Origin of the sequence: Allosphingosinicella sp. (assembly GCF_036403745.1) — a bacterium.
In the GTDB taxonomy this organism is placed as follows: domain Bacteria; phylum Pseudomonadota; class Alphaproteobacteria; order Sphingomonadales; family Sphingomonadaceae; genus Allosphingosinicella.
The window spans coordinates 1-14,013 of sequence record NZ_DASWQI010000039.1 but is presented as its reverse complement, the minus strand read 5'-3'; the positions used below and the strand labels follow the sequence as shown (position 1 = coordinate 14,013).

Below are 14,013 nucleotides of genomic sequence, written 5' to 3'. Positions count from 1 at the left end.
GCGGTTCCATGAAGGTCGGGCTCGCCATCTACGACATGGACAGGACGGTGACGCGGCGGCCGACCTACGCCGCCTTCCTCCTCCACGCAGCACTGCGCCTGGCGCCGTGGCGGCTGCTGCTGCTGCCGTTCTCGGCGCTCCTCAGCCTCGGCTACGCGCTGCGTCTCCTCGACCGCGCGCGCCTCAAGGAGCTGAACTACACGCTGCTGGTCGGCCGCGGCGTCGCGCCGGAGCGCCTCGCCGCCGTCGCCGAAAGCTTCGCGCGTGCGCAACTCGCCACCAACATCCTCCCCCAGGCCCGCGCCGCGATCGAGGCCGATCGCAAGGCCGGCCGCAGGCTCGTCCTCGCGACCGCCTCGTACGAGCTGTACGCCGCCGCCATCGGCAAGGCGCTGGGCTTCGACGACGTCATCGCCACCCGCACGCAGAGCGACGCGCGGGGCCGCGTCGTCGCCCGGATCGACGGCGCCAATTGCTACGGCGACGCCAAGCGTGACATGGTCGAAGCCTGGCTGGCGCAGGAGGGGCTGGCGCGCGACGCGGTGCACATCCGCTTCTATTCCGACCATCATAGCGACGCGCCGATGCACCGGCTCGCCGACGAAGCCTTCGCCGCAAATCCCAATGCCCGCCTCGCCCGTCTCGCCGCCGCGGAAGGGTGGGAAGTCGTGCGCTGGAAGGGCCGCCGCTGAATTCCTCCAAATCGGCTCCATTACCGCTTTGTTAACCATTGCCTGCGAAGACCGTCTCCATGGGTGGAGGAAAGATCAGGTCGGGACGGCTGCGCCGCATGTGGCGCGACGGGCGAACGCGCATCCTGTTCTGGACCGGCCTCGTCGCTCTTATCTTCGGCGTCCTCGATCTTGGCCAGCCCGTGGAGCAGTTGCTGTACGTCGCTCGCGCCCAGGCCCAGCACAAGGCGAGCGGCGGTATCGTCATCGTGGGAGTGGACGAGCGCAGCCTGGAGCGCATACCCAGCGTCCCTTGGCCCCGCCGCGCACACGCGGCCTTGGCGGACCGGCTGAACAGCCTGGGTGCGGCACGGGTTTTCTTCGATTTCGACTTCTCGCTGCCCAGCCAGCCGGCCGACGACCGCGCCTTTGCGGCGGCATTGGAGCGTCTCCACGGCCGCGGCACGCTCGCACTGCGCTTCCTGATCGATCCGATCACGAAGAAGCGCGTCGACAGCTTCCCGCTTGAGACGCTCCGCAAGCGCGCGAATCTCGCCAACATCAACGCGCAATATATGGCGCACGGCTCTCTCTGGAGCATCCCCTACGCCCTCACTTATGCCGGGCGCGACTATCCGTCCTTTGCGTCGGCGCTGTCGAGCAAGCCGGGGCCCGTGAACGAGATGTTCCCGATCGACTATTCGATCGACCCCAAGACGATTCCGGTTCTCAGCGCGATCGACATATTGGACGGCCGGGTGCGCCCCGAGGCGGTGCGCGGCAAGGTGGTCATCATCGCCTCCACGACGTTGAGGCTAGGCGACGAGTTCATAATGCCGGGCCATGGCCCGACGCCGGGCGTTTACGCACAGGTGCTCGGTGCCGAGACGTTGCTGGCCGGCAGGCCGGTGGTCGTCGGCTGGATGTTGCCGCTCCTCCTCGCCTTGGGCGCGGCCGCAATCTGCGCCTATGCGCGCCGTGTGCCGGTGGCGGCGAGCAGCATCATCGTCGGCTTGACCGCCGCGCTGTTTCTCCCCCTCGTGCTCGAAGCCCATGGCGTGCGCGCCGAGATCGCGCCTGCGCTGGTCATGCTGCTCGGCGCAGCGGGGGTGAGGACGTGGCTGGTCTTCCGCCGGACCCTGCGCGAACGCGGCACGACCAACCAGATTACCGGCCTTCCGAACCTCAATGCGCTCCGCAAGGAAGAACCGAGGGGCGAGGTCCCGCTCATCGCCGCGCGGGTGCAGAATTACGCGCAAATCTGTGCCGCGCTGCAGACCGACGAGGAACGCACGCTCGCGGCGCAGATTGCGGCCCGCCTCTCCGTCGGTGGCAGCATGACCTCCGTATACCAGGGCGACGAAGGGATCTTCGCCTGGTTCGCACCCGAGCAGGCGGACCTCGACGAGCATCTCAACGCCCTTCACGCTTTGTTTCGCAGCGCCATCGTGGTAGCCGGACACCGGTTCGACCTGGCCATAACCTTCGGGGTCGACACCAATGGCGACCGCCTCATCGCCAGCCGCCTGGGCGGCGCCTTGGCCGCGGCCGAGGAAGCCGCCGCCGAATCCCGCCGCTGGAAGCGCTACGCCCACGACCAGGGCGAGGACGCATCCTGGCGCCTGTCGATCCTCAGCCAGCTCGACGCGGCGATCGGCGCCGGCGACCTCTGGGTCGCCTACCAGCCGAAGATCGACGTCAAGACGAAGCAGGCGATCGGCGCCGAGGCCCTGGTGCGCTGGACCCACCCCACCAAGGGCGAAATCAGCCCGATGGAGTTCATTCCCGCCGCCGAGCAGAGCGGCCGGATCGAGAAGCTCACCGAGTTTGTCCTCGACCGCGCCATCCGCAGCGGCGCGCTGGCCGCCAAGCGCTGCCCGCACTTCAACATGTCGGTGAACCTCTCGCCCAAGCTGCTCGGCGCCTTCCCTCTCGAGGCGAAGGTCATGGAGCTGCTGAAGAAGTTCAACCTGCCGCCGGAATGCCTGACGCTGGAGGTGACCGAAACCGCGACCCTCGCCCGCGCCGAGGCCGACCTCGCACCGCTCCATCGCCTGCGCGCACGCGGGGTTCAGATCTCAATCGACGATTACGGCACCGGCCTGTCGACGCTCGACTATATCAAGCGGCTGCCGGCGAGCGAGATCAAGATCGACAAGAGCTTCGTGCAGGCGGTCGGCAAGAGCCAGAGCGACCGACTCATGGTCCACTCCACCATCCAGCTCGCGCACTCGCTGGGGCACAAAGTGGTCGCCGAAGGGGTGGAGGATCTGGCCACTTTTGAGACGCTTGCGGCCATGGGCTGCGATATCGTGCAGGGGTTTTATTTCGCTAAACCAATGACTTTCAGTCACTTAACGCCATTCATTCCGGGTTGGAGAAAAGCTTCCGCTGCCTGAAAACGATGAATCTCTTGCTAACCCTTAACGGTTTGTTTACTTAGATCCCCGTCGCCGAGGTGATTCGCATCTTGGCATGTGAAACGGGGAAAGCAGATGCAGAAGCAGCAGAAGCCCGCTCGCAGCATTTACGATTATCTTTTCGGTTCGGGCTGGGGCAGCACCGGCGCGAAAGGCTGATCGGCTGAGCGCATCGAGACCCGGACTACCGTGGTTTCAAATTGAAGAGGCTCTGCCGCACCCGCGGCGGGGCCTTTTCCATTTCTGGCCCCCGTTCTGGAGCCCGACGCCTCCCGGTCCTCGGGAACTTGGGCGCTGCGTATCTCTTGTAGCGGCGTGATACAAAATGCCGCCCGGCCGCGCGCCGTCCTTTTCGACGTTGACGGCACCCTCGTCGACACTAACGAACTTCACGCCGTCGCCTGGCGCGAGACCTTTCGCCATTTCGGCCACGAGGTGCCGCTCGACGCGATTCGCACCCAGATCGGCAAAGGCGGGGACAATCTGATCCCGACCTTGCTGCCGGACCTCGGGGAAGAGCAGGCGGACGAGATCGACGCCTGGCGCGGCGAGCTCTTCAAGCGCGACTATCTGCCGAGCACGATGCCCTTTCCCGGCGTCCGCTACCTGTTCGAGCGGCTCGTCCAGGACGAGATCCGAATCGTCCTCGCCTCCTCGGCCGGAAAGGAGGAGGTCGGTTTCCACCTCGACCTCATCGCTGCCGCCGATCTCGTCGCCGCCATCACCTCCAAGGACGATGTCGAAAGCTCCAAGCCCTGCCCCGACATCTTCGAAGCGGCGGTGAAGAAGGTTGCGCCGATCCCCGCCGAGGAGGTCGTCGTGGTCGGCGACTCGCCGTGGGACATCAAGGCCGCCGGGCGCGCGGGCCTCAGGGCGATCGGCTTCCTCTCCGGCGGCTTTCCGGAGGCGCAGCTGCGGGCCGAAGGCGCCATCGCCTGCTACCGCGACGCCCGCCACCTCCTCGCCGACTATGACAGCTCGGTCTTCGCCCGTGGCTAAGCGCCCCGCAGACCGCACCCTCGCCGCCGACAGCGCAGCCGCGCGCCTTGCCCGGCAGTATAAGGATACGCTCCCGGTTAAGGCTCTGGAGCATGTCGCCGACTTGGGCGACCAGCCGCCGATGCGGATCCTCTGCGGCGCCGTCATCGGCATCGGCCTCCTCTCGGGCAACCGCCACCTCGCCCGCACCGGCGTTTCCATGCTGGCCGCGCACACGCTCGCCACCTTCGTCAAGGACGAGGTCAAGGAGCGCGTGAACCGCACCCGCCCCCGCTCCGCCGGCAAGCAGGGCAAGGACTCGAAGCCCCGCCCCGGCGACAAGACTGCCAAGGAGGAAACCAGCTTTCCCTCCGGCCATTCCGCCGGTGCCGCGGCCGTCGCCCGCGCCTTCGCCCGCGGCTATCCGGAGCATGCCGGCAAGGCCTATGCGGCCGCAGGCTTCCTCGCCCTCGCGCAGATACCCCGCTGCGCCCATTATCCGACCGACGTCGGCGCCGGCCTCGCCATCGGCGTCGCCGCCGAGGCGGTGACGGAAGCTGTGCTGAAGCGGACCTGAGATTCAGCGCACCCCGACGGCTTTCCTGACCTCCACCATCGTCGCCTCCGCGCGCTCCGCAGCCGCTTCCGCGGACCGCTTCAGCATCGCCTCGAGCGACGCCTCGTCGTCCCGAAGCTCATGGAAGCGCTTGCGGATCGGCTCCAGCCCGGCGATCACAGCCTCGGCCACGCCCGTCTTGAGCGCGCCATAGCCCCGGCCGTCGAAGTGCCGCACCGCCTCGTCCCAAGTCCCCCCGGCAAAGGCGTGGTAGATGGTGACGAGGTTCTTCACCCCCGCCCCCAGATCGGCGCCGTCCACCGCCGTTCGCGAGTCGGTCTTGGCCGATTTGAGCTTCTTCAGGATAACGCTCGGCTCGTCGAGGATGCCGATGGCGTGCTTCGGGTTCGCCGCGCTCTTCGACATCTTCGCCTCGGGGTCGTCGAGCCCCATCACCCGCGCGCCGACCTGCTGGACCATGATTTCGGGCCGCGTGAAGTGATAACCGAACAATCCCTCGAAGCGTTGGGCGATATCCTGGGTGATCTCGATATGCTGCCTCTGGTCCTCCCCCACCGGCACCAGGTCGGTATGGTAGAGGAGGATGTCGGCCGCCTGCAGGATCGGGTAGGTGTAGAGGCCGGTGCCGACCGTATCCTGCTTCTCGGACTTGGACTTGAACTGGGTCATCCGGTTCATCCAGCCCATCGGCGTCACGCATTCGAGAATCCAGGCGAGCTCGGCATGCTGGCGCACCTGGCTCTGCAGGAAGATGATCGACTTGTCCGGGTCGATCCCGCAGGCGACGTAGAGCGCTGCGACGTCGAGGCTGCTCTTGTGCAGCGCCTTCGCCTGGATTGCCTCGGGAATGGTCAGCGCATGGAGATCGACGACGCAGAAGATATTGTCGTGCCGCTCCTGCTCGCGCACCCACAGCGACAGCGCGCCGATGAGGTTGCCGATATGCAGGTCCCCCGTCGGCTGCACGCCGGAAAACACGGTCTTCTTCGTCTTGGGCGCCGCCACGTGTCTTCGCTCCTGAAGGATGAGCCTTGCGCCGTACAGAAGCGGGCGGCTGCAAGGCAAGCGCCGCCCGTTGCCGTCAGCCGGTTGGCGGCCAGGCCCGTCCGGGGGAGGCGCAAGCGATTGACGCGGTGGCGCGAAGTTCTAGCGTCCACCGCGATGACAAAGCCCGTCCTCTACGATTATTTCCGCTCCTCGGCCTGCTACCGGGTGCGGATCGCGCTCAACCTCAAGGGCATCCCCTATGAGGCGGTGCCGATGAACCTGCTTCAGGGCGCACAGAGGGAGGATGGCTATCGCGGGCGCAATCCGCAGGGGCTCGTACCGTTGCTCGAGATCGACGGGCACCGCCTCACCCAAAGCCTCGCCATCTGCGACTATCTCGACGACACGCGACCGGAACCGCCGCTCACCCCCACGGGGCCAGCCGAGCGCGCCCATGTCCTCGCCCTCGCCCTCGCCGTCGCCTGCGACATCCATCCAGTGAACAATCTGCGCGTGCTGAAATATCTCTCCAACACCCTCGACCAGCCGCAGGAGGCGCGGGACGCGTGGTACCGGCACTGGATCGCCAAAGGGTTCGCGGCGCTGGAGGCGCTCGCCGCCGCCCGCGCCGGCCGCTACCTTTACGGCGATACACCGACCCTCGCCGACCTCTGCCTGGTCCCGCAAATCTACAATGCGCGGCGCTTTGCCGTGCCGCTCGACGACTATCCGACGCTGGTCCGCGCCGACGCGAAGGCGTGCGCGCATCCCGCCTTCGCCGCGGCGCATCCGGACGCTATAGAGGCGGCGAGTTGAGGAGAGCGAAGATGGGCCGAGTCGAAGCGATCACCGCCAGCATGGACGCGGCTCCGCTCCAGTCGGTTGACATTCCGCCGATGCAAGGCCGGGTCAGCGCCGAGGAGTGGAAGATCCGCGTCGACCTCGCCGCCGCCTACCGCCTAATCGCTTATTATGGCTGGGACGACCTCATCTTCACCCATCTCTCCGCCCGCGTGCCGGGGCCGGAGCATCATTTCCTCCTCAACCCCTACAATCTGATGTTCGAGGAGGTCACCGCCTCGTCGCTGGTCAAGGTCGACATGAACGGCCTGCCGGTCGAGCCGAGCCCGTTCATCACCAATCCTGCCGGCTTCACCATCCACTCCGCGCTGCACATGGCGCGCGAGGATGCGCACGCGGTGATGCACCTCCACACGCCGCACGGGCAGGCGGTGTCGGCGCATTCCGACGGCCTCCTGCCGCTCACCCAGACGGCGATGCTGATCCGCGGCGAAGTCGCCTATCACGATTATGAAGGGGTCGCCGTCGATCTCGACGAGCGGGAGCGGATCATCGCCGATCTCGGCGACAAGGGCGCGATGCTGCTGCGCAACCACGGGACCCTCACGGTGGGCGAAACGGTCGGCGAGGCGTTCGTCAAGATGTACTTCCTCGAGCGGGCCTGCGAGGCGCAGATCCTCGCCCTTTCGGCCGGCACCGAGAACCTCAGCAACCCGCCGCAAGGCGCGCCGGAGGTCGCCGCCCAGCAAGGCAAGGTGGGGCTGAAGCTCGCCGCCGGCGCGCTCGCCTGGCCTGCTTTGCTGCGCAAGGCCTACCGGCTCGATCCCTCCTTCGCGAGCTGAGCGGGACGATCCTCCCCCGCGGCTGGGGGAGGCAAGCCGCATCCCTCCCGCCGCGCCTCGCCGGGAACCGGTCCGTACCTGCGACGTTTAAACGTCCTTAAGCAGGTACTTACCAAGAGGTGGTGATTGGCTTCAGGACGGCGCTGTCGGCGAAACGCCCGGCCCTTCCTGGCATGCCGCGCCGGCCTGCCATCGTCCCCACTGCACGTACCGCCCGCCGGACAGCCTCCGGCGCGCCACGCGTTTGCTCCCCAAAAACATAAAATCCCCCAAGGAGGAAGCCTATGCTGCGTCGCGGCACCAGCCTTTTCGACACCTGGAACAACGATAACGGCCTGATCGCGGCCGCCCTCACCGACGGAGGCACGTTCGCGCGCCTCGCCGTCCAGGACCAGAGCGATTCCTACGCGCTTGCCGGCACCTATTCGAAGAACCTCACCATCGCCTCCGTCTTCTCGACCGCGCTGCCGATCGACGGCGTCGGGGACCTCCACCCCATCACCACGCCCGCTCTGTTCGTCGTCACGCCCGACGAGGCCGGTGACGGCAAGGGCCTCGCTCCGGGCAACCCGGTGCTGACCGTCGATGCCGCCGCCCATACGATCGGCACGCTGAACACGATCGGCGACCAGGATTATTACCAGGTCACGCTGACCGCGGGCCAGACCTACCAGATCGGCATGTACGGCTATTCCGGCGGGCCGAGCACGGTTCCGAACGCCGATTCCTACGTCGAGGTCTATGGCGCGGACGGAACCACGCTCCTGGGCAGCGGAGACGGCGGCGCCACTACGCCGGCCAACAACGTCAATTCCGGTTTCGACGTGCTGATGACCTTCACGGCCCCGACCACCGGCACCTATTATATCAACGCCCGCGCCTTCGATCAGAACGCGACGAACGGCACCACGGGCGACACGGTCGGCGATTACGAATTGTTCGTCCACAACGCGACCAACGATCCCAACGTCTACCATCCTTATTATACCGACAGCAGCCCGCTCTACGCGATCGACTGGGGCACCCGCGTCAACAAGGTCAACCAGACCGCCGCCAATCCGGACGGCAATGAGGGCAACCGCCCGACCGGCAACGCGCAGGGGACGCCGACCTACGGCGCTGCCCTCGACATGAACGCCCTGCTCGCCGCCAACGGCAAGACCGCGGCCGACATCGCCGGCAAGAACGTCATCACCATCTATTTCGCCAAGGCCGGCGAGGTCGTGACGTCGCTCGAAGACCCGTCCAACCCTGGCCTGCCGCCGGTGGCGGTGCAGACCGCCGACGTCTCGGACTTCGAGCATCTCGCCGTCATGACCGCGCTGCACCAGTTCGAGCTGGTCGCCGACGTCGTCTATCTCGAGGTCCAGGACAAGAGCCAGGCCGACTTCGAATATGCCAGCTACAAGGGCACGCCGGGGCCCGGCATTTCCCTCCTCGGGTCGATGGAGCCGCCGGACGAGCCGAACGAAGGCCTCGCCCTCTTCAACTCCGGCGATTACCGCTGGAACGCGACCGACCTGCAACAGGGCGGCTTCTCCTTCGTCACGCTGATCCATGAGATCGGCCACGGCCACGGCCTCGCCCACCCCCACGACAATGGCGGGCACTCGGGCATCATGCACGGCGTCGTGCCCGAAGGCGCCGGCGTCGCCGATTACACGACCGGCGACTTCCACCTGAACCAGAGCGTCTTCACGATGATGTCCTATGAGGACGGCTGGCAGGATTCCCCCTACGGCAACGCCCCGACCACCGGCGGCTACGGCTATCTCGGCGGCCTGATGGCGTTCGACATCGCCGCCATCCAGGACAAATACGGCGTCAACGAGGACACGGCGACCGGCAACGACGTCTACACGATCAAGGACGTCAACGCGCCCGGAACCTATTACACCTCGATCTGGGACGCCGGCGGCACCGACCTCATCCAATATGTCGGCACCAAGGACGCCAATATCGACCTCAGGCCCGCTACCCTCCAGTATGAATATGGCGGCGGCGGCTGGGTCAGCTACGCCTACGGCATCTACGGCGGCTTCACGATCGCCAACGGCGTCACCATCGAGAACGCGACCAGCGACGCGGGGAATGACACGCTGATCGGCAACGACGTCGCCAACATCCTCAGCGCCGGCGCGGGCACCGACACGCTCACCGGCAATGGCGGCGACGATACGCTCGACGGCGGCACCGGCGCCGACCACATGGAAGGCGGCCTCGGCAACGACATCTACCTCGTCGACGATGCCGGCGACGTGGTCGTCGAGAATGGCGGCGAAGGCAGCGACACGGTCCGCACCACGCTCGCGACCTACACGCTGCCGGACAATGTCGAGACCCTGGTCTACACCGGCACCGGCAACTTCACCGGCACCGGCAACGCCACCGACGACGACATCACCAGCGCCGGCGGCAACGACTATCTCGATCTGTCGCAGGGCGGGGCGGACGTCGCCACGACCGGCGCTGGGGGCGACGCCGTCTATTTCGGCGCCGCGTTCGGCGCGGGCGACCGGGTCGACGGGGGCGCGGGGGCCGACACGGTCGGCATCCGCGGCGATTATACCGGCCCCAACAAGGTCACGATCGCGGCGGGCCAACTCGTCAACGTCGAGACGCTGAGCATCATGACCAGCCTCGGCGCCACCCCGACCGGCTATGACATCACCTGGCAGGACGGCAATCTCGCCGCGAACCAGAAGATGGCGATCTATGCCGGCAACCTCCAGGCGGGCGAGAACGTCACGTTCGACGGCTCGGCGGAGACCCACGGTTACTTCGTCATGTATGGCGGCCTCGGCACCGACAATTTGAAGGGCGGTGCGCTCAGCGACGGCTTCTACTTCGGCCCGGGCAAGTTCACCCAGGCCGACCAGGTCGACGGCGGCGGCGGAAGCCAGAACCAGCTCGGTCTCGACGGCAGCTACGATTTCTCGTCGGGTTCGGCGCTGGGGACGTTCGGCGGCAACTTCACCAACATCCAGACCATCGTCCTCTATGGCGGCGATTCCGTCTACAACATCGTCACCAACGACGCGGCGGTGACGAGCGGGCAGCTGCTCACCATCTACGCGACGCCGGTGCTATCGAACCTGGTGTTCGACGGTTCGGCCGAGACCGATGGGGCGTTCAAGATCCTGTCCGGCACCGGCAACGACACGCTGACCGGCGGCCACGGCGCGGACACGCTCTACGGCAATAGCGGCGCCGACACGCTGACCGGCGGGGCGGGCAACGACGTCTTCCTCTACACCGACGCCGCCCAGTCCGCGGGGACGAGCGTCGATCACATCACCGACTTCACCGCCGGCGACAAGATCGACCTCTCGCAGATCGACGCGGATTCGACGCAGGGCGGCGACCAGGCGTTCAGCTTCATCGGCACGGACGCCTTCGGCCATCATGCCGGCGAACTGCGCGCCGACTTCGACCAGGCGAACAACGTCTGGACGGTGCAGGGCGATATCGACGGCGACGGCGTTGCGGATTTCACCATCCTCGTCGCCACCACCGGCGGTCACGCCATCGTCAACACCGACTTCGTCGTCTGATCGGCTGGAGACGCTAGCCCCGGGGACACTCTATTGGGTGTCCCCGTTGCTGCCGATGGGGACAGTCAATAGACTGTCCCCTTTCCTCCCCTCCCCCGCTTGCCATAAGCCGCGGCCCCTCTAGACTTGGCCGATGAACGATCTCGGCCGACACGCTTACGGCGCCGCCGCCCTGCTGCTGGCGGCGCTCGGCTTCGCCTTCGGCGTCACCGCCGGCGTCTGGCACCCCCTGCCCGACAGCGTCCCGGCCGGCACCCCGTACATCATCGCCGCCATCTTCCTGCTCGGCGGCGCAGGGGTGCAGTGGCGGCAGACGGCGACGATCGGCGGCGTGCTGCTCGCCCTCGCCTTTCTCTTCTTCGCCGGGATGTGGGTAACGCGCATCCTGCTCCTGCCGCGTGTGTTCGGGACGTGGAGCGGCTGCGGCGAAGAGCTGGTGCCGGCCGTTGCGGGCCTGCTCATCGCGCTCGGCGGCGGCGCCAAGGGCCGCGCCGTCGACAAGCGCCTGCTGCTGATCGTCCGCGTCGCGATGGGCATCTGCGTCGTCGGCTTCGGGATCCTGCATTTCGACGCATTGCCCCAGACCACGGCGATGGTGCCGCGCTGGATTCCACCCGGCCAGCGTTTCTGGGCGCTCGCCACCGGCCTCGCCGATGTCGCCGCCGGCCTCGCCCTCATCTCCGGCATCCTCGCAATCCCGGCAGCGCGGCTGCTCACAATCATGTTCGCCTCGTTCGGCGCCTTCATCTGGTTGCCGATGCTGCTCCGCACGCCGCACGAACCGACCGTGTGGGGCGGCAACGCGATCAACCTCGCCGTCACCGCCGCAGTCTGGGTGCTCGCCGACACCCTCTCCCGCCGGGGCCGCAGGACCCGCTAGCGCGGCGCGTCCTTGTCGGGACCCTTGGCCAGGATCGTCTCGCGGGCGAGGGTCAGCTCGCGAATGGCGGCGGCGGTGGCCGCGCCCCAAACGAGGTGGGCCGCGATCATCAGGCCGTTGCGCCGCGCCGGGTGCTTGGTCGCCGGCTCGAGCGTGCCGACCGCCGGGATCCAGCCCATGTAGCTCGCCAGCCAGATCGCGACGCCGGCGGCCGCGCCGGTGCGCTTCTTCGGGTCCGGGTTCATCGCCGCCACCATCGCGCCGGTGAGCGCCCCGTAGGCGAAGTGGGCGATCAGCGTCACGTCCCGCGCGGGGTCGTCGGCCAGTGGCATACCGATTTGCTTGGCGCCGCTGTCGATGATCTCGCGCGGCGTCAGCGGGTAGCGCTCCTTGGCCGGCAGCCGCGCGTGCATCCGCCGCATCGCCGCCGTCATCGCCAGCGTTGCGGCGAAGCCGGCAATGCCGCCGATCACCAGCCGTGAGCCGAGCTTCAGCCTGTCGTCCTTCACCGCCTGCCCCTCACGCAACCGACCATGGCCGGAGTGTAGGGCCAGGCGGCGAGGATGCGAACCCTACTCGTAGCGCAAGGCGTGGATCGGGTTCGCCCGCGCGACGCGGAAGGCGTGGCCCGCCACCGTCCCGACCGCGATAGCGAGGGCCACCCCGCCGGCGATCAGGAACGGGCTCGGCCCAAGCCCGATGCGCGCGTCGAAGCCGTTCAGCCAGCTGCGCATCACCCACCAGGCGATCGGCCAGGCGATGATGTTGGCGACGATCACCGGCTTCGAGAATTGCCAGACGAGCAGCCGGACGATGTCGCGGGTGCGGGCGCCGAGCACCTTCCTGATCCCGATCTCCTTGGTCCGCCGCTCGGCGGTGAAGGAGGCGAGGCCGAACAGGCCGAGGCAGGCGACCACCACCGCAAGCAACGCGAAGGCCGCGAAGGTCTTCGCCCGCGCATCCTCCGCCTTGTAGAGCTCGACCATGATGTCGTCGCTGAACTTGGCGTTGAACGGCACGTCCGACGCCAGCGACTTCCACGCCCGCTCGACACCCGCCCGAACCGCCGCCGGATCGCCGTGGAAGCGCACGATCATCTCGCTCTCGCCGTTGTGCGCGCTCTGGAACAGGATCGGCTCGATGGGCTCGCGCACGGAGCGGAAGCGGGCGTCCTTCACCACGCCGACGATGGTGGCCGGCACCCACCCCGCCTCGTTCGAGACGAGGCCGGCCTCGAACGTCTTGCCGATCGCATCCGCCGGGTGCTGCAGCCCCAGCCGCTTGGTGGCGAGCTCGTTGACGACGATGTTGGCGCCGCGCTGGGCCAGCGCCTTTTCCGCCGCGGGATCGGGGGGATAGGGGAGCGTCGTGTCGTCGAGCGGGCGGTTGTCGTCGAACCAGCGCCCGGCGACGAGGGTCAGCCCCATCGCGTCCTTGAAGCCCGCATCGACGGTGTACTGGCCGATCGTCACCGGCTCCGCCGTCCCCGGCACCTTGACGCCGGTGTTGTTCTGGTTGCGCGTCGCGACCCCGATCGACGTGCGCCCGACCGCGTCGACCCCCGGCACCCGCCGCGTCGCCAGCTCGATCGCGTCACCCCGCGTGGTGAGCTGGGCGCGGCTCAATTCCGTGACCTGGAGGATATGCTCGCGCTTGTAGCCCGGGTCCGCGGTGCGGGCGTAGACGGTCTGCGCGTAGACGATCGCGGTGCAGATGATGAGGCCGATCGACACCGCGAACTGCCCGACCACCAGCACGCTCCGCAGCCGGCCGGTCCCCGCTGCCTCGGCGGAGGACTTGTTGGCCTTGAGCACCGTCGCCGGCTGGAAGCGCGAGAGGAAGAAAGCTGGGTAGAGGCCGCCGAGCACGCCGACGAGCAGCACAAGCGCCAGCACCGGCAGCAGGATGCCTTCGGCGCCGAAATAGCGCACCTTCATGTCGGCATCGAGGAACTGGGCGAAGCTCGGCATCAATATCTCGACCAGGGTCAGCGCGATCACCATCGCCAGCATCGAGATCAGCACCGATTCGCCGATGAACTGGACGATGAGCTGCTTGCGGTTGGCGCCGAGCACCTTCCTCAGTGCCACCTCGCGCGCCCGCTGGCTGGCGCGGGCGGTGGCGAGGTTGGTGAAGTTCACCACCGCCATGCCGAGGATCAGCAGGGCGATGACGGCGAAGGTGACGATGGTCGTGCGGTCGTTGCCCGGCGCCATCGCCCCGCCCTGCGCCTGGCCCAGATGCACGTCGGCGATATTGGCGAGATGCCAGTCCTGATCGTCGCCGGCGTTGAAATGAGCTTC

At 67.4% G+C, this 14,013-nt stretch carries 11 protein-coding genes; 8 read left to right on the top strand and 3 right to left on the bottom strand.

Annotated features, from left to right (window positions below; translation table 11 throughout):
* The first annotated feature begins 8 nt into the window (after window positions 1-8).
* The 4 genes from VGC56_RS05455 (at window position 9) to VGC56_RS05440 (ending at window position 4,646) form a co-directional block, all read left to right on the top strand.
* Entirely contained in the window at window positions 9-692 is a 684-nt protein-coding gene (locus VGC56_RS05455; protein ID WP_464123752.1) for an HAD family hydrolase, read from the top strand.
* Between the two features lie 59 nt (window positions 693-751).
* Window positions 752-3,070, top strand: coding sequence for an EAL domain-containing protein (locus tag VGC56_RS05450; protein ID WP_464123750.1), 2,319 nt, complete (start codon window positions 752-754; stop codon window positions 3,068-3,070).
* Window positions 3,071-3,406: 336 nt separating this feature from the next.
* Complete coding sequence (locus VGC56_RS05445; RefSeq protein WP_464123748.1) at window positions 3,407-4,090, top strand: HAD family hydrolase; 684 nt, start codon at window positions 3,407-3,409, stop codon at window positions 4,088-4,090.
* On the top strand, window positions 4,083-4,646 hold the full coding sequence (locus VGC56_RS05440; RefSeq protein ID WP_464123746.1) for a phosphatase PAP2 family protein: 564 nt from the start codon (window positions 4,083-4,085) through the stop codon (window positions 4,644-4,646). Before VGC56_RS05445 ends, VGC56_RS05440 begins: the two co-directional genes overlap by 8 nt.
* A 3-nt stretch (window positions 4,647-4,649) precedes the next feature.
* Here the strand turns inward: VGC56_RS05440 and trpS are convergent, their stop codons facing one another.
* Entirely contained in the window at window positions 4,650-5,651 is a 1,002-nt protein-coding gene (trpS, locus tag VGC56_RS05435) for a tryptophan--tRNA ligase (RefSeq protein ID WP_464123745.1), read from the bottom strand.
* A gap of 156 nt (window positions 5,652-5,807) precedes the next feature.
* Here trpS and maiA point away from each other — a divergent pair, with 156 nt between their 5' ends.
* The 4 genes from maiA (at window position 5,808) to VGC56_RS05415 (ending at window position 11,710) form a co-directional block, all read left to right on the top strand.
* Window positions 5,808-6,449, top strand: a complete 642-nt coding sequence (maiA, locus tag VGC56_RS05430) for a maleylacetoacetate isomerase (RefSeq protein ID WP_464123743.1) — start codon at window positions 5,808-5,810, stop codon at window positions 6,447-6,449.
* A gap of 41 nt (window positions 6,450-6,490) precedes the next feature.
* On the top strand, window positions 6,491-7,276 hold the full coding sequence (locus VGC56_RS05425; RefSeq protein WP_464123925.1) for a class II aldolase/adducin family protein: 786 nt from the start codon (window positions 6,491-6,493) through the stop codon (window positions 7,274-7,276).
* A gap of 284 nt (window positions 7,277-7,560) precedes the next feature.
* On the top strand, window positions 7,561-10,830 hold the full coding sequence (locus VGC56_RS05420) for a M10 family metallopeptidase C-terminal domain-containing protein (protein ID WP_464123742.1): 3,270 nt from the start codon (window positions 7,561-7,563) through the stop codon (window positions 10,828-10,830).
* Between the two features lie 133 nt (window positions 10,831-10,963).
* Window positions 10,964-11,710: a DoxX family membrane protein gene (locus tag VGC56_RS05415; protein WP_464123740.1), complete on the top strand. Its 747-nt coding sequence runs from the start codon at window positions 10,964-10,966 to the stop codon at window positions 11,708-11,710.
* Here the strand turns inward: VGC56_RS05415 and VGC56_RS05410 are convergent.
* Together VGC56_RS05410 and VGC56_RS05405 are read right to left on the bottom strand one after the other, a co-directional pair.
* Entirely contained in the window at window positions 11,707-12,219 is a 513-nt protein-coding gene (locus VGC56_RS05410) for a hypothetical protein (RefSeq protein ID WP_464123739.1), read from the bottom strand. The genes VGC56_RS05415 and VGC56_RS05410 overlap by 4 nt on opposite strands.
* Before the next feature lie 63 nt (window positions 12,220-12,282).
* A partial coding sequence (locus VGC56_RS05405) for an FtsX-like permease family protein (RefSeq protein WP_464123738.1) occupies window positions 12,283-14,013 on the bottom strand: 1,731 nt, incomplete at its 5' end.

Bases quoted from the DNA above. Each gene is read 5' to 3' on its own strand.
- VGC56_RS05455 (WP_464123752.1), top strand. From the start codon at position 9: ATGAAGGTCGGGCTCGCCATCTACGACATGGACAGGACGGTGACGCGG.
- VGC56_RS05450 (WP_464123750.1), top strand. From the start codon at position 752: ATGGGTGGAGGAAAGATCAGGTCGGGACGGCTGCGCCGCATGTGGCGC.
- maiA (WP_464123743.1), top strand. From the start codon at position 5,808: ATGACAAAGCCCGTCCTCTACGATTATTTCCGCTCCTCGGCCTGCTAC.
- VGC56_RS05425 (WP_464123925.1), top strand. From the start codon at position 6,491: ATGGACGCGGCTCCGCTCCAGTCGGTTGACATTCCGCCGATGCAAGGC.
- VGC56_RS05420 (WP_464123742.1), top strand. From the start codon at position 7,561: ATGCTGCGTCGCGGCACCAGCCTTTTCGACACCTGGAACAACGATAAC.
- VGC56_RS05415 (WP_464123740.1), top strand. From the start codon at position 10,964: ATGAACGATCTCGGCCGACACGCTTACGGCGCCGCCGCCCTGCTGCTG.